Genomic DNA, 14,664 nt, shown 5'->3' with positions numbered 1-14,664 from the left:
TGCTTTTATAAATTATTAATGTATGGCCCCAGCCATTCAATATATGACCGACATCTCAAATCCTAGCTATTAAAAATCAAAATGATCCGGATCTGGACCCACGCGGTGATTCTCATTTAAGCTATCCATACGATTCATTTCTTCTGTCGTTAATTCAAAATCAAACACAGTAGCGTTTTCGGCAATACGATGTGCTTTCGTCGATTTTGGAATTGTCACGACGCCATTTTGTAAATCCCAGCGTAAGATGATTTGGGCAACGGATTTTCCATGTTTACTTGCAATATCCTGAAGCTCTGCATTATCGAGCAACTGGCCTTGCATCAGTGGAGCCCATGCTTCCAATTGAATAGCATGCTGCCGACAAAATGCTTGTAGTTCTTTTTGCGTCAAACGTGGATGATATTCCACTTGATTAACCATAGGCTTAATGTTCGCATCTGTCATCAAATCTTCAAGATGGTGGATTTGGAAGTTACTAACCCCGATTGCTTTGACTCTTCCTTCCTTATAAAGTGTCTCTAATGCTTGCCATGCTTCTTTATATTTACCAGCAACTGGCCAATGAATGAGGTAGAGATCCAAATAATCTAGTTCCAGCTTCCTTAAACTCTCTTCGTATGCCGCAATTGTCGCTTCATAGCCTAACTCGGAATTCCAAACTTTTGATGTAACAAATAGATCTTTCCTCGCAACATTCGCTTCACGTATACCTTGCCCAACTCCTGCTTCATTTCCATAAATAGCTGCTGTATCGATACTACGATAGCCATGTGCAATCGCAGTTTTTACTGCATTCACAAGCTCTTTTCCCTCTTCTACTTTAAATACACCGAGTCCTAACCAAGGCATTTTCACACCATTATGCAATGAAGTTGTAGATTGTAAGTTTCTCATTATTGAATGACCTCCATTTTTTTAGACAGCTTCAACCCCTGCTGATCTTTTCGTTCCAACATTCGACTAACACCTGTTAATAGTGCCGCAACCATGACCATTCCCCCGCCAATCCAAGCGGTATGAATGAGTCCTATCGAATCTGTTACTACCCCGCCTACATACGCGCCGATGGCAATCCCTGCATTAAATGCAGCGATGTTCATTGCTGAAGCGACATCTACCGCGCTTGGGACAAAGCGTTCCGCTAACATAACGACATACACTTGCAGTCCCGGCACGTTCATGAATGCAAACAAGCCCATGAAAATTATCGTCACTAAACCAGCGACTTTAAACGGTGCTGTAAACGTCAAAATGACTAGCACAATTGCTTGTGCAATAAACATATAAAACAGTGCTTGAATCGGATTTTTGTTCGACAGCTTACCGCCAATCATATTACCGATGGCAATAGCGACTCCATAAGCTAATAAGATCATCACAATTGTTCCTTGCGTAAATCCCGTGATTGTCTGTAGTAATGGGGAAAGGTAGGTGAATACGACGAAGGTTCCCCCATACCCTAGTGCTGTAATGCCCAAGACCAGCAATATCCGGCCATTTGTTACAAGCTTAACTTGGTCCCGCATGCTCGTCGGAGCGCTTTGTCGTAAATCAGATGGGATAAGCATCCTATTCGCAACCAGTCCGACAATCCCTATGACTACGATTGCCACAAAGGCAAAGCGCCAGCCAAACTGTTGGCCAATGAACGTACCAAATGGAACTCCAGTTATTGTTGCAACTGTAAGCCCTGTAAACATAATCGAAATCGCACTTGCTCTGCGATTTTCAGGAACTAAATCAGCCGCAATTGTCGAGCCGATCGACATAAATACACCATGGGCAAAGGCAGCAATAACGCGAGCGACTAGTAAAACGGTAACGCTTGTTGCACTCGCCGCAATGCCGTTCCCTATTATAAAGATTACCATAATCCATAACAACAATGATTTTCGTGGCATTGTTGAAGTTAGAGATGTTAAAATCGGTGCACCTACCATTACGCCTAATGCATACAGTGAAACCGTTAACCCTGCTGTTGTCACTGATATATCTAGGTCTTCGGCTATCAATGGCAGTAGACCTACACTAACAAACTCTGTCGTTCCAATTGCAAATGCACTGACGGCTAATGCAAGTAGCGCAAACATACTTCTCTTTTTATCTAAAGTCATTTTTTCTCCTCCTCCACTTTCCTACAGTTCAATGTTTGAATACACGAAGTATAAAATATCGTGTCATTCATCAACAAATGTTAGTATGAGTCATAGGGTTTCAAAAGAAAAGTACGCACTTTAAAGTACGATAGGTACCCAAAAGTGTTATAGGTACTCCCAGGTTCCTATAGTCGAGGAGGATAAAATATGACAAAAAAGAAGTACAATATATCTGTTGAAGCAACATTAGAAGTAATCGGGGGTAAGTGGAAATGTGTCATTCTATGCCACTTAACACATGGTAAAAAACGAACAAGTGAATTGAAGCGTCTCATGCCTACCATCACACAAAAAATGCTTACACAACAATTACGAGAGCTAGAAGCTGATGGTGTCATCAACCGAATCGCTTACAATCAGGTGCCTCCAAAAGTAGAGTATGAACTGAGCGAATACGGATTAAGTCTAGAAAGTATATTGGAGTCACTTTGTGCATGGGGAGAGGTTCATATCACGAAAATCTATGGAGATAAATTTTCGGTTTTAGAGGATAGCATTTTAAATGATAAGCTGAAATCATGAACCACATAAAAACGAGATTCCATGACAGCGGAATCTCGTTTTTAAACGTCTGAAAATGCTGGGGGATAGTTCACTGTTCCCTGTACATCGTCCAATGCACCTGTTCGTAATTCAATCACCATGAAAGCTTCATCTGTCACATCAAACGGGGCTGTAATTCCTTTAGAACTAGCGAGTTGGAAACCAAATTTCGGATAGTAGCTACTATGTCCTAGCACGACGACAGAATCATAGCCCAACCCTTGGCTACGCTTTAATCCCTCTTTTATTAATGCCGAACCAATCCCCTTATTTTGGGAGCCTGGTTTCACTGCCACAGGTGCTAGTGCCAATGACTCAACTGAGCCCTGTGCAGTTTCAATGGTAATTAAACTAAAAAGAATATGACCAACTATGTCGCGCTGTTCGTTTTCAAATACCAATGAAAGTTCAGGAATAAATGTATCTGTTGTTCGAAGTTTTGCAATTAAATTCGACTCACCTTCTTGCTCAAAAGCGAGATCATTCACTTGCTTAATAGCTGTAAAATCTTGCGGTTGTTCCACTCGAATCATCGTCACAATATCCATCCTTTCACTTCGTTCTATTTTCTACATAAGTAGTATAGCATCCTTGAATAAATAAAAACGACCTACGCTTTTATTAGCATAAGCCGCTTTCAAGTAAGTTAATCTACAGGAACTACTTCTACTTCATTTCGTTTTTTCTCCGTACCCGCCACAACAACCGCAGCAGATGCATCCCCTAAAACGTTCACACATGTACGCATCATATCCAAAACTCGGTCGATTCCGGCAATCAGTGCGATTCCCTCAAGTGGTATATTGACAGACGTTAATACCATTGCCAACATGATCATGCCCGCTCCAGGAACCCCTGCCGTCCCAATTGACGCCAAAATCGTGATTAAAACAACCGTCAACAGTTGAGTAAAGGACAAATTCAAGTTATAAAATTGTGCGATAAAAACAACTGCTACCCCTTGATAAATCGCTGTTCCGTCCATGTTAACGGTTGCACCAAGCGGAAGAACAAAACTTGAGATTTTATTGGGTACGCCAAGGTTTTCGTTCGTATTTTTAATGGTTACGGGCAATGTACCTGAACTGCTTGCTGTACTAAATGCGACAAGGGCTGCAGGTGAAATTCCTTTGAAGAACCTAAGTGGACTCATTTTCCCCCATGTTTTCACAGCCGCTGAGTAGACAATAGCAGCGTGGAGGATACATGCAATGTAAACGGCTAGTATCACTTTAACGAGAGGTAATAATACGGAAAGACCATACTGGCCAACAACTGGCGCGAGTAATCCCAAAACACCGATGGGTGCCACTTTCATAACGATACCCGTGATTTTGTACATGACTTCTGCAAAACCTTCAAAGAATCGATAGACAGGCTGCGCTTTTTCTCCAACCAACGTGATGGCCAAACCGATGAATAATGCGAAAAAAATGATTTGCAATACATTTCCCGCTGCCAATGCAGTGAACGGGTTTTCAGGAATAATATTCAAGACTGTTGTAATCGTACTTTGTGGCTCTTTTGCAGCTGCTTCAGGAATAGCCAATCCTTCTGTTGAAATCGTGACGCCCTTACCTGGAGATATCATAAATGCAACCGCAAGACCGATAACGATAGCTACCGCAGTTGTTACCAAATAGTAAGCAACTGTTTTAATGCCAATTCTTCCAAGCTGTTTTGGATTAGAGCTTCCTGCAACCCCAACGACCAATGTCGATAAAATAAGTGGGGCAATGATGAATTTAATTAACCGTAAAAACAAATCCCCAAACGGTTTCAAGAAATCAATCGAACTACCGAAAGCACTCCCTAAAATAATTGCTAAGACAAATGCGATAATAATTTGCGTCACAAGATTGAACTTAATTTTCATGTTCCTCTCCCTTCTTATTTTACTTAGTTCATCTTATACAAGTCAGGACTGGAACATGCCTAAACAAAAAACGCACTCCGCATGAATCACATCACGGAATGCGTCTTTTTATTCACTTAAAACCATTTACCGACAAACGGGTAATTATACGTTTCGCCATTTAGCGTCTTGATAATCGCCAAGATTGGAATAATAATCGTCATCAAACCAAAGATAATAAGGAACGGAATACCAATGAGGATGAAGCTCAGCAATGTTGATAAAACAATCAATGCCCACATCACAAGTTGAAACAAGATCGCTTGAATCGATACTCTTTTCACTGCTGAATCCGCAACGACCAAATAAATAATAAACGGTACTAAGAAGGGCATGAAAAAAGCACTCGCATGCACCAATATTTTCAATCCTTTATTATCCAAAGAATTATCCTTACTTTCCATAAAAAAAACCTCCTACTCTCTAGTATCTTATTATACGGATGAGATAAAAAGAAGTTTCATTTATTTCACTATAAACTCGCTGTACTTTTCATTGATTTTATCGACATCAACTTGCTCTTCGGTGTCATTTGATACATCATATTTCTCTTTGAGTGTCAAAATCCGTTTGACACTTTCATTCAATCGCTGTTCCGTGATGTCCCCTGCCTCAATTGCCGTCATGAGCGCTTTGACCGTATTGATTTGATTATCATAACCGTTCACAATTAACAACAAATCACTGCCTGCGATGAAGGACTGTACTGCCGCTTCCGGAATGGTATAGTCATTCATGATGGCACCCATCGTCAAATCATCCGTAATAACAACCCCATCAAATTGCATATCGTCACGTAGTAAGCCTGTGATAATCGCCTTCGACATAGATGATGGATAATCTCGATCTAGTGCTGGGTATAAGATATGGGCGACCATAACAGCATCAGCACCTTCATCAATCGCTCTTTGAAAAGGTACAAGCTCCACATTGCGCAGTCTCTCCAACGTCGTTTCCACCTTCGGCAATGCTTTATGCGAATCAACAACCGAATCTCCGTGCCCCGGAAAATGTTTAACGACAGAAATGATGCCATTGTCCATCATGCCATGCATCGTCGCAACGCCTAACCTAGCAACTAACTCAGGATCTGCTCCCAATGACCGATCTCCAATGACCGGATTTTTTGGATTACTATTGATATCTAACACGGGGGCAAAATTCATATTGTAGCCAAATTCATGAAGTACTTCAGCTAAATAAATGCCGGCACTGTAACTTAGTGTTTCATCATTTTGTTTACCAATCTTTGCACTTGCGGGTAGTTTAGCAATTCCAGCTGGCAACCTCGAAACCCTTCCCCCTTCTTCATCAACAGACATAAATAAAGGGATTTTGTTCGGCTCATTTGCTTTTTTCATGTCATTCATCAATTGCAACATTACCTGCATCGTCGAGACATTTCGTCCCATCATAATAACGCCACCGACATGATAATTTCGGATTAGATTGTCCATCTCGTCTGAAAACGACGTTCCGTCTACTCCTATCACGAGAAGCTGTCCAATCTTTTCTGCTAAAGTCATTTCGTCAATCATTTCATCTATCGGCGATATGACAATTTTCGGTGGCTCGACGATAACTGGCTCTATTTTTAGAGGTGTAGTCATCGCGGGGGCTGTGTCACTTTCGTCCTTACTGTTACCTTGCAGTATTGATTGAAAACATCCTGATAGTACCATAAGACAACAGATAATCCCAAAAAGGAATGGTCCATGACGATTCATCCTCACTCCCCCTCGATTTTATTGCCACCGCTCAATTGCAGATTGAATCGTCGCAAGCGACACAGACCCTTTTTGCATAGGGGGTGGACATGATTGATTGTATGCGAAAATTTTGCTATTTAGCTGATCAATTCGAGTTTCCAGCTCTGCCGACAAAGGACTTGCTGCAATGGCCATCACTTCATCGCGGATATCATGCTGCAGCTTCAGCCAATGCGGTTTGTACCCTGCATCTTTCGCGATTCGTTGAAAATGCTGAAACGTATCACCAGAAAAATACTCCTGCGATAGTGGCTTCCCTTGTCCCTTCAAGTTATCCATGCCGCCCTCTGCCGTGTGCTTTTTTAGAATATCTCCCATAAGGTCATTGTACGGTGGAATGAAATAATCGTCCTTCATCTGATAGCACCCCTTATTTTTTCAATTCTAAAATATGCTTCTGTTCAACTGTGTAATCCAATTTCATTCTTTCTAATTCGAGCTTCATTTTCTCCGTTTCTACAATGAAGTTTTGCTGTTTCAATTTTTCCAACTCAATCTCATCACGAATAAATTCTGCCTTTAGCTTTACAACTCTGCGATTATGATCTGTAATAATTGCAGTAATCGGAACAGCCATGACCATTCCAACGATTATTACCCCTTCTAACAATGGAACCACTCCTCTACATGTTTCATACTATTCCAATTATATATTACCACAATTGTCTGTCATAGGATTTTCAATCACTTCGAACGGCTATTAAATGAATAGATGGACATACTTGCACAATAGCTGAAAGAAATGGGGGCTCCTATTGAATTACACACTTGAAGAAGCTGTTAAAAAATATGCACTTCCTTTTGAATCAGATACTGATTTTACACCTCTACTCGATGCCATCGGTGATGCAAAAATCGTCCTACTAGGAGAAGCTAGCCACGGTACATCTGAATTTTATACCGTTCGTGCAAAGCTGTCTAAAATGTTAATCGAACAAAAAGGATTTTCTGCCCTCGCAGTCGAAGGCGATTGGCCCGCCGCCCAGCGTGTCAATCGACATATAAAAGGGTATGAAGAAGCACAAAAAACTACCACGGAAGTGTTAAAAGCTTTTAACAGATGGCCAACATGGATGTGGGCCAATGAAGAAATAGCGGATTTTGTGGACTGGTTGAAAATGCATAACGGCAATAAAACCACAAACCAAAAGGTAGGATTTTACGGAATTGATATGTATAGTCTATGGGAATCAATTGAAGAAATTATTCGGTATTTAACCGAAAGCAATCCCACGGGCGTGGATCTTGAATTAGCACATAAGGCATTCTCCTGTTTTGAACCTTTCAATGGTTTACCGGAACATTATGCCATTTCCACAGCACATTTTCCGCAAGCATGCATTGATGAAGTGAGCAATTTACTGTCATCCATCCGTTCGCATAAAGACCATTATAAGGACGAGCGAGAGGCAAATCTTAATTTAAAAATGAATGCATTAGTTGCTAAACATGCAGAAGAATATTATCGAGCTATGCTCCAAGACAATGCGCGTTCCTGGAATATTCGAGACGAACATATGGCTGAAGCCATTCATGAAGTGCGGAACCATTACGGGGACGGTTCGAAAATCATCGTTTGGGAACATAATACGCATATTGGCGATGCCCGGGCTACGACAATGCAAGAGGATGGTATGCTAAACGTCGGGCAACTACTCCGTGAACACTACCAACAAGGCGAGGTTTATGCGGTAGGGTTCGGTACGCATCGGGGCACAGTCATTGCAGCTAATAAATGGGGAGTTCCATTCGAAAAAATAGCGGTACCTCCTGCCCGCCAACATTCATGGGAAGATCTTTTACACAACACAAGTGCTGCCGACAAATTATTCATTTTCAATGAAGATAACCGACAATACTTTTCTCCATGGATTGGTCACCGGGCGATTGGTGTTGTCTACAATCCCGAATTTGAAGCCTATGGTAATTACGTACCTACCCAAATCGGAAATCGTTATGATGCATTTATTTATATTGATAAAACCAAGGCGTTGAAACCGCTTGAGGTGGAAGAAACTATGATCACTTAGCAAAGGAAAGGAGCTGGAAATAATTTGATCGTGTCCACGCATTGAGTCAAAGGTCCCAAAATGACGATAACCCTGCCCAATTGATCGATAACTTTGCGGAAATGATCGATAACCCTTGGCAATTGATCGATAACCTTCGGCAATTGATCGATAAGTTTCCACTAGTGTTTGTCGGGGAATGGAAAGTAGTCTTTTGGCAATAGAGAAAGCTGGGGCTGTCCAAAAAGTTAGTGAAAACTGACTATCTAGACAGCCCTTTCTTTTTTCTATAGCACTATTATTTACTCACAAATGTCGCGGGCATCACGACACCCACAACTTCCCCAGTTGCACAAAGCGTGTCATCTGCAAATACTTCTACCAACACTTTAAATTTCTTCGGATGAACTTCTTCCACTTTTCCAACCGCTTTCAACAAAGCTCCATGTGGTGTTGGTTTCATATAATTGACATTCAACGATGCCGTAACAAATCGCGGCGGCACTTCCCCACTACCCGGCTCATATCCGTTCTTCCGATGAAGTGCCAGCGCACATGAACCCGTCCCATGACAATCGACAAGCGAGGCAATCAGCCCACCATAAACAAAGCCTGGAATCGCGATATGCTTCGACGATGGTTCATAAAACGTCACCGTCTCCTCCCCTTGCCATCCTGTCCGAAAACGATAGCCCTCTTCATTCAATCGTCCACAGCCAAAACACCAAGCAAAATCATCTGCGTATTCATCTTGAATCGCATGCATTACAACTTTCGTCATCGTCATCACCATCCCATTTTCCTTAAAGTTATTATAACATTCTTTCAATCGTCCAAAATATCTTTCAAAAACTTCTTTCGGTGATCCAAAAAGTATTTCGTAATCTGATAGTGTTCCGTTGATTCATAATCTGTCTCTTTAATTTCTCCATCATCAAAACTCAAAATCGTCGCATCTGGATAGCCAAAAATAATCGGTGAGTGTGTCGCGATGATGAATTGACAATCTTCCTCCTGGACAAGTTCATGCATGACACGCAAAAAAGTCAATTGTCGTTGGGGAGATAGGGCTGCCTCTGGCTCATCGAGTAAGTAAATGGCTTTTCCTTGAAAACGATTTAAAAATAACGACAAAAATGATTCACCATGTGATTGCTGATGCAGTGATTTCCCACCATAACTCTTAAGGGATTCTGCTCCTAATTGATCGATATGGGAAGCAAAATGATAAAATGATTCAGCTCGTAAAAAGAAACCATTCGTTACTTTCGGCATCCATGACAATCGTAGATGTTCACTCAATGCACTTTCTGACGCATCTACATCATACGTATTATTTCTTCCGCCACCTGCCGGGTTAAACCCACAGACATCTGCAATCCCCTCTAGCAAGGTCGACTTCCCAGAACCATTTTCTCCAACAAAAAAAGTCACTCGCTTTGTCAAATCCAATTCTGTCATGGATTGAATAGAAGGTATCGAGAAAGGGTATTCCTCTTTCGCTGATTTCTCCTCATGAAGAAGTGTTATTCTTCTTAAAACCAATTTTTCATCCCCCCCACTATTAATTTCCTCGTGTGAACAATCATACCCTTTATTATCATAAGCACACTACTAACCACCCGCATCTGCGTATACTAAAGAAACGAAATGTAGGGGGGATTAACGATGAAAATGAGGGCACTTTTACTCATTGCCATTCTCATTGGAGGCAGTTATATGATGATGCTATCTTTTCATGAATACGATGAAAAACAGTTTACGGAACTTTTTAGCACGATGAATTCAACATCCACCACATTACTCTTCACAAAACCGGCTACTGAAGGCAACAGCATTGAAACATGGCATGTCGATGAGCATTCCAAAATTGACAGCTTATTGGATTTCCTTCAAGATTACCACGTCCGGAAATTAAAGCCCGAGGAAATAAATATGAATGACGAAACCAAGCAATTCAGTATTCAATTGCAAGATGAAGATGGAAATACCTTAAGCATTCTCGTCAATGAAAATTTGATTATCCAAAACTCTTCACTATACTACGAGATTGTTGATGGCCCACTTGATGTGAAGTGGTTGGTGCATTTTTTTATTAGTAATCAGATTTGATTTTCTCCTAAATGGGCTCCATCCTATATACTAATCATAAGCGTATAGAAAAAGGAGCCTATAATAATGGATTTTAATAACATCGAAGAACAAGTCATTCAAAAATATCAAGAAGACGAACAACTAATGATTCGTTTGTTTGTGCAATGGTGTACCAATCATCAGCTAGATCCCCATGAGTTGTATAAGCGCGCGTATCCTCACCAACCGGAAAATGTCGCCATGAAGAACATTATCGAACAAGCTGATGCTGAAGATAATATCAACATTGATAACGAAACAATGCTCGATGTACTCCAACTTTTCGGCAACGAAGACCTGGCCTTTATCTTAGCTGACGAAATTGAACGGCTCACTCAAAAATAAGATACTCACATCGTTCATTCACCAATATATGACATCACCTGATCTATGTAACTATCTAAAGGCTTCCCAGGATCAACTCTGAGACATTCGAGATCTGGGGGCCTTTTACTGTTGTCCACCCATTCTACAAACGCCTCTTCTGAAGAAACTTGCTGAATTTGACTAATCATTCTCGTTCGATTCTTCAACCTCTTCTGGATCTCCTCTAAGTCATTCAAATAACATTCAACATATTTGTACTTGGCATGATGTTTCTCAGAGAGTTTAACCCCCTTTTCAACCATTTCCGAATAGAAGCAAGGACTATCCAATATAACGCTATGACCTTGTGATAAATGAAAGTCAATTAATGCCCATTCGATATCATACGCTACTTTACCAACAACATTTGCATCCAACGTAGTTGTTTCTAACGACTTCAATAATGTCGATTTGACAATATCATGATCGATGATAATTGCATCCGCCGCTTTTGCTATCCTTCTAGCTAGCGTTGACTTTCCCGAACCAGGGAATCCAGACATTTGTAGAAAAAACATACTAAGCACATCCTTCGCCCCGATACTATAATAATCACAATAAATTGATTCATTTTTACTTTCCATCTATTATACTATATACTATTATTTAGTTCGATAACCGTAATACAGGGGAGAGATGAGATTTGGTTAAAAGTTTGCCACTACGTTCAGAAGTAAAGATAGAAGAAACGTGGAATTTACAGGATTTATTTAAAACTGAGGAAGACTATAATGCAGCAATCGCAGCTCTTGAAATAGCAGTCGATGGGTTTGCTGAGAAATTCGCTGGCAACATATCTAATGCGACAGCTGTCAATGAAGCATTACAAGGCTATGCAGCTATTTATGAGCAAATTGTTCCTATCGGTACGTACACAAGTCTCGCATCCAGTACAGATCAAACAGATGATACGGCTCAAATGCGTTCAAGTAAATATGGTTCCATTGCGGCAAAACTCAATAGTAAATTGTCTTTCATCAACAGTGAACTTTCCGAGTTACCTGTTGCCACATTGAAAGAAGCCATGCAACAATCTCACGACTTTGAAAACTACTTGGAAAAATTAATCCGTAAAAAAGACCATCAATTGCACCCCGAAGTCGAGAAAACGCTAGCTGCATTTTCTTCAACATTCAGCGCTCCTTATGGCTTGTACAACACAACAAAAATGGTCGATATGTCATTCGATGATTTTGAAGCAGACGGTGAAAAATATCCATTAAGCTATGTGTCCTTTGAAGGTGACTGGGAATCTGAAGCAAATACCGCCAAACGTCGAGCAGCATTTGAAGCCTTCTCTGCCAAATTGAAAGACTATCAACATACAACGGCAAAAACGTACGACATGCACCTGCAAATCGAAAAAACTACTTCTGATTTACGTGGCTACAACACGATTTTCGATTACTTATTGTTTAATCAAGAAGTCGATAAATCCATGTATGACCGCCAAATCGATTTGATCACAACAGAGCTGGCACCGCATATGCGTAAATATGCCAAACTGCTTCAAAAAGTACATGGTTTGGATAAAATGACGTTCGCTGATTTGAAAATTCCACTGGATCCAACGTATGAGCCGACAATTACAGTGGAGGAATCGAAAAAGTATATCGACGATTCACTTGCGATTATGGGTGATGATTACTTGAACATGGTGCAACGTTCTTACGACGAACGCTGGATTGATTTTGCGCAAAATAAAGGCAAGTCAACGGGAGCATTCTGTTCGAGCCCTTACGGTAATCACCCATATATCCTTATTTCATGGACAGGTAGCATGGAAGACGTCTTTGTTCTTGCACATGAGCTTGGACATGCGGGGCATTTCTATAACGCCAACCGTGAACAAAATATTTTCAACGCACGTCCATCTCTTTATTTCATCGAAGCACCATCGACGATGAATGAAATGCTCGTCGCCAATCATCTATTGAAAAGCTCGGATGATCCAAAATTCAAACGCTGGGTTATTTCTTCTATCGTAGCACGTACTTACTACCATAATTTCGTTACGCATCTACTCGAAGCTGCTTATCAGCGTAAAGTTTATGAGCGTATTGATGCAGGCGGTAGCGTCAATGCAGCTGTGTTGAATAACTTGAAACGCGGTGTCCTAGAAGAATTCTGGGGAGATGACGTTGAGATTTCAGAAGGCGCTGAATTGACATGGATGCGCCAGCCACATTACTATATGGGCTTGTACCCATACACATACAGTGCAGGACTAACGATTTCCACACAAGTTTCGAAGCGCGTATTAGCAGAAGGTCCACCAGCTGTCGATGAATGGTTGGAGGTCCTAAAAGCTGGAGGCACAAAGTCACCTGCTGATCTTGCAAAAATGGCCGGTGTTGACATTACAACCGACCAACCGCTACGTGACACAATCGCTTATATTGGTGAGTTGATTGATCAATTGGTTGTGTTGACGGAAGAAATCGAAGCAGCTAACTAATGCATTTCATGAGAAAAAGTGATTCCATCATACTGGAATCGCTTTTTCTATGTATAGTAATCCCCTTTGTACTAGCATATAAATAATGGACTAATAATACGAAAGAGGTAATTGTATGGATCTGTCAAATCGCTTAAAAAATTTACCGCCACACTTCTTTTCATCTCTCGTCCGAAACATTGAACAAGCTCTTGCGGAGGGGCGCGATGTTATTAACTTAGGACGTGGCAATCCCGACCAACCCACGCCGCCCCACATCGTCAAAGCATTACAAAATGCTGTCGAGGATCCAGCAATGCATAAGTACTCCCCTTTTAGAGGTATTACCGAATTCAAACAAGCTGCTGCCGACTTTTACAAACGCGAATACAATGTCGATATCGACCCAAAAACTGAAGTCGCCGTGCTATTTGGTACAAAGCCCGGAGTCGTCGAGCTGCCACTCGCTTTGATGAATGAAGGAGAATTACTATTGCTGCCTGACCCAGGCTATCCCGATTATTTATCCGGCGTCAGCTTGGCCAATATTCGCTACGACACGCTTCCCTTGCTAGCGGAAAATAACTTTTTACCGGATTATAGCACTCTATCCGACGAACAAAAAAAGGCGAAGGTATTGTATATCAACTATCCAAACAACCCGACAAGCGCCACTGCCACGCTGCCATTTTTTGAAGAAACCGTCGCTTTAGCCAAAGCCAACGACATCGCCATTATGCATGATTTTGCTTATGGCGGCATCGGTTTCGATGGTCAAAAGCCGATCAGCTTCTTACAAGCAGATGGTGCCAAAGAGGTCGGCATTGAAATGTACACCTTGTCCAAAACGTATAATATGGCCGGCTGGCGCGTCGGCTTTGCTGTTGGCAACGCTGATATGATTCAAGCAATTGGCACCTTGCAAGATTATTTATTCATCGACATCTTCCCAGCTGTTCAACGTGCTGCCGCTGTCGCCTTATCAGGCAGTCAGGATTGCGTGGATGAGCTAGTTGCTCTGTATGAAAGCCGACGCAACGTTTTAATTACGGAGTGCAATCGAATTGGCTGGAACGTAGTCGCCCCAAGTGCTACATTCTTCGCATGGCTACCCGTTCCGACAGGCTATACAAGTGCAACGTTTACAGACATTTTGTTGAACAAAGCTGACGTAGCCGTTACACCAGGGCATGCCTTTGGTCCGCATGGCGAAGGCTATGTGCGCGTCGGATTATTAGAAACCGAGGATCGCTTGAAAGAAGCCATTGCGCGCATTGAAAAATTGGATCTATTTTCATGAATAAGAACTGACGGATTTGATACAGTCCGTCAG

At 41.5% G+C, this 14,664-nt stretch carries 17 protein-coding genes; 6 read left to right on the top strand and 11 right to left on the bottom strand.

Features of this window, described 5'->3' with window-relative positions; genetic code table 11:
* Positions 1 to 69: 69 nt before the first annotated feature.
* Complete coding sequence (locus R2B72_RS00405; protein WP_412177762.1) at positions 70 to 897, bottom strand: aldo/keto reductase; 828 nt, start codon at positions 895 to 897, stop codon at positions 70 to 72.
* Positions 897 to 2,117 carry an MFS transporter gene (locus tag R2B72_RS00400; protein WP_318614105.1) on the bottom strand — a complete coding sequence of 407 codons (1,221 nt, stop codon included), beginning with the start codon at positions 2,115 to 2,117 and terminating at the stop codon, positions 897 to 899. Before R2B72_RS00400 ends, R2B72_RS00405 begins: the two co-directional genes overlap by 1 nt.
* 189 nt (positions 2,118 to 2,306) lie before the next feature.
* On the opposite strand from R2B72_RS00400, the gene R2B72_RS00395 reads away from it, so the two are divergent.
* Positions 2,307 to 2,681, top strand: a complete 375-nt coding sequence (locus tag R2B72_RS00395) for a helix-turn-helix domain-containing protein (protein ID WP_318614103.1) — start codon at positions 2,307 to 2,309, stop codon at positions 2,679 to 2,681.
* 41 nt (positions 2,682 to 2,722) lie between these two features.
* Here the strand turns inward: R2B72_RS00395 and R2B72_RS00390 are convergent, their stop codons facing one another.
* The 6 genes from R2B72_RS00390 to R2B72_RS00365 all read right to left on the bottom strand — a co-directional run bounded on the left by R2B72_RS00390 (position 2,723) and on the right by R2B72_RS00365 (position 6,996).
* Positions 2,723 to 3,235: an N-acetyltransferase gene (locus R2B72_RS00390; RefSeq protein WP_318614355.1), complete on the bottom strand. Its 513-nt coding sequence runs from the start codon at positions 3,233 to 3,235 to the stop codon at positions 2,723 to 2,725.
* A gap of 113 nt (positions 3,236 to 3,348) precedes the next feature.
* Positions 3,349 to 4,572, bottom strand: coding sequence for a dicarboxylate/amino acid:cation symporter (locus R2B72_RS00385; RefSeq protein WP_318614354.1), 1,224 nt, complete (start codon positions 4,570 to 4,572; stop codon positions 3,349 to 3,351).
* A 122-nt stretch (positions 4,573 to 4,694) separates the two neighbouring features.
* Entirely contained in the window at positions 4,695 to 5,021 is a 327-nt protein-coding gene (locus tag R2B72_RS00380; protein ID WP_318614102.1) for a DUF4870 domain-containing protein, read from the bottom strand.
* Positions 5,022 to 5,081: 60 nt separating this feature from the next.
* Entirely contained in the window at positions 5,082 to 6,344 is a 1,263-nt protein-coding gene (nagZ, locus tag R2B72_RS00375; RefSeq protein WP_318614101.1) for a beta-N-acetylhexosaminidase, read from the bottom strand.
* Between the two features lie 18 nt (positions 6,345 to 6,362).
* Complete coding sequence (locus R2B72_RS00370; RefSeq protein WP_318614099.1) at positions 6,363 to 6,743, bottom strand: DnaJ family domain-containing protein; 381 nt, start codon at positions 6,741 to 6,743, stop codon at positions 6,363 to 6,365.
* Between the two features lie 13 nt (positions 6,744 to 6,756).
* The gene (locus R2B72_RS00365) at positions 6,757 to 6,996 is read right to left on the bottom strand and encodes a hypothetical protein (RefSeq protein ID WP_412177760.1); all 240 of its coding nucleotides are present in this window, start codon (positions 6,994 to 6,996) and stop codon (positions 6,757 to 6,759) included.
* A 145-nt stretch (positions 6,997 to 7,141) separates the two neighbouring features.
* On the opposite strand from R2B72_RS00365, the gene R2B72_RS00360 reads away from it, so the two are divergent.
* Positions 7,142 to 8,416, top strand: a complete 1,275-nt coding sequence (locus R2B72_RS00360; protein WP_318614096.1) for an erythromycin esterase family protein — start codon at positions 7,142 to 7,144, stop codon at positions 8,414 to 8,416.
* 277 nt (positions 8,417 to 8,693) lie between these two features.
* Here R2B72_RS00360 and R2B72_RS00355 read toward each other — a convergent pair whose 3' ends face one another.
* Together R2B72_RS00355 and R2B72_RS00350 are read right to left on the bottom strand one after the other, a co-directional pair.
* The gene (locus R2B72_RS00355; RefSeq protein ID WP_318614095.1) at positions 8,694 to 9,176 is read right to left on the bottom strand and encodes a PaaI family thioesterase; all 483 of its coding nucleotides are present in this window, start codon (positions 9,174 to 9,176) and stop codon (positions 8,694 to 8,696) included.
* 44 nt (positions 9,177 to 9,220) lie between these two features.
* The gene (locus tag R2B72_RS00350; RefSeq protein WP_318614094.1) at positions 9,221 to 9,940 is read right to left on the bottom strand and encodes an AAA family ATPase; all 720 of its coding nucleotides are present in this window, start codon (positions 9,938 to 9,940) and stop codon (positions 9,221 to 9,223) included.
* Positions 9,941 to 10,063: 123 nt separating this feature from the next.
* On the opposite strand from R2B72_RS00350, the gene R2B72_RS00345 reads away from it, so the two are divergent.
* Positions 10,064 to 10,507: a hypothetical protein gene (locus R2B72_RS00345; RefSeq protein ID WP_318614093.1), complete on the top strand. Its 444-nt coding sequence runs from the start codon at positions 10,064 to 10,066 to the stop codon at positions 10,505 to 10,507.
* 66 nt (positions 10,508 to 10,573) lie between these two features.
* Positions 10,574 to 10,873 carry a hypothetical protein gene (locus tag R2B72_RS00340; protein ID WP_318614092.1) on the top strand — a complete coding sequence of 100 codons (300 nt, stop codon included), beginning with the start codon at positions 10,574 to 10,576 and terminating at the stop codon, positions 10,871 to 10,873.
* 14 nt (positions 10,874 to 10,887) lie between these two features.
* On the opposite strand, the gene R2B72_RS00335 is transcribed toward R2B72_RS00340, so the two are convergent.
* Positions 10,888 to 11,412 carry an AAA family ATPase gene (locus R2B72_RS00335; protein WP_318614091.1) on the bottom strand — a complete coding sequence of 175 codons (525 nt, stop codon included), beginning with the start codon at positions 11,410 to 11,412 and terminating at the stop codon, positions 10,888 to 10,890.
* 125 nt (positions 11,413 to 11,537) lie between these two features.
* On the opposite strand from R2B72_RS00335, the gene pepF reads away from it, so the two are divergent.
* Together pepF and R2B72_RS00325 are read left to right on the top strand one after the other, a co-directional pair.
* Entirely contained in the window at positions 11,538 to 13,352 is a 1,815-nt protein-coding gene (gene pepF, locus R2B72_RS00330) for an oligoendopeptidase F (protein ID WP_318614090.1), read from the top strand.
* Positions 13,353 to 13,467: 115 nt separating this feature from the next.
* Positions 13,468 to 14,631 (top strand): pyridoxal phosphate-dependent aminotransferase, encoded by a 1,164-nt coding sequence (locus R2B72_RS00325; protein WP_318614089.1) that lies wholly within the window; start codon positions 13,468 to 13,470, stop codon positions 14,629 to 14,631.
* Positions 14,632 to 14,664 lie beyond the last annotated feature (33 nt).

It is taken from the genome of Sporosarcina sp. YIM B06819, from assembly GCF_033485175.1.
Lineage (GTDB): Bacteria > Bacillota > Bacilli > Bacillales_A > Planococcaceae > Sporosarcina.
Note: the sequence above shows the minus strand (reverse complement) of the source record. Positions and strands in the feature narration are given on the sequence as shown.

Coding starts and splice junctions, on each gene's coding strand:
- R2B72_RS00405 (WP_412177762.1), bottom strand. CDS start 897: ATGAGAAACTTACAATCTACAACTTCATTGCATAATGGTGTGAAAATG.
- R2B72_RS00400 (WP_318614105.1), bottom strand. CDS start 2,117: ATGACTTTAGATAAAAAGAGAAGTATGTTTGCGCTACTTGCATTAGCC.
- R2B72_RS00395 (WP_318614103.1), top strand. CDS start 2,307: ATGACAAAAAAGAAGTACAATATATCTGTTGAAGCAACATTAGAAGTA.
- R2B72_RS00390 (WP_318614355.1), bottom strand. CDS start 3,235: ATGATTCGAGTGGAACAACCGCAAGATTTTACAGCTATTAAGCAAGTG.
- R2B72_RS00380 (WP_318614102.1), bottom strand. CDS start 5,021: ATGGAAAGTAAGGATAATTCTTTGGATAATAAAGGATTGAAAATATTG.
- nagZ (WP_318614101.1), bottom strand. CDS start 6,344: ATGAATCGTCATGGACCATTCCTTTTTGGGATTATCTGTTGTCTTATG.
- R2B72_RS00370 (WP_318614099.1), bottom strand. CDS start 6,743: ATGAAGGACGATTATTTCATTCCACCGTACAATGACCTTATGGGAGAT.
- R2B72_RS00355 (WP_318614095.1), bottom strand. CDS start 9,176: ATGACGAAAGTTGTAATGCATGCGATTCAAGATGAATACGCAGATGAT.
- R2B72_RS00345 (WP_318614093.1), top strand. CDS start 10,064: ATGAAAATGAGGGCACTTTTACTCATTGCCATTCTCATTGGAGGCAGT.
- R2B72_RS00340 (WP_318614092.1), top strand. CDS start 10,574: ATGGATTTTAATAACATCGAAGAACAAGTCATTCAAAAATATCAAGAA.
- R2B72_RS00335 (WP_318614091.1), bottom strand. CDS start 11,412: ATGTTTTTTCTACAAATGTCTGGATTCCCTGGTTCGGGAAAGTCAACG.
- R2B72_RS00325 (WP_318614089.1), top strand. CDS start 13,468: ATGGATCTGTCAAATCGCTTAAAAAATTTACCGCCACACTTCTTTTCA.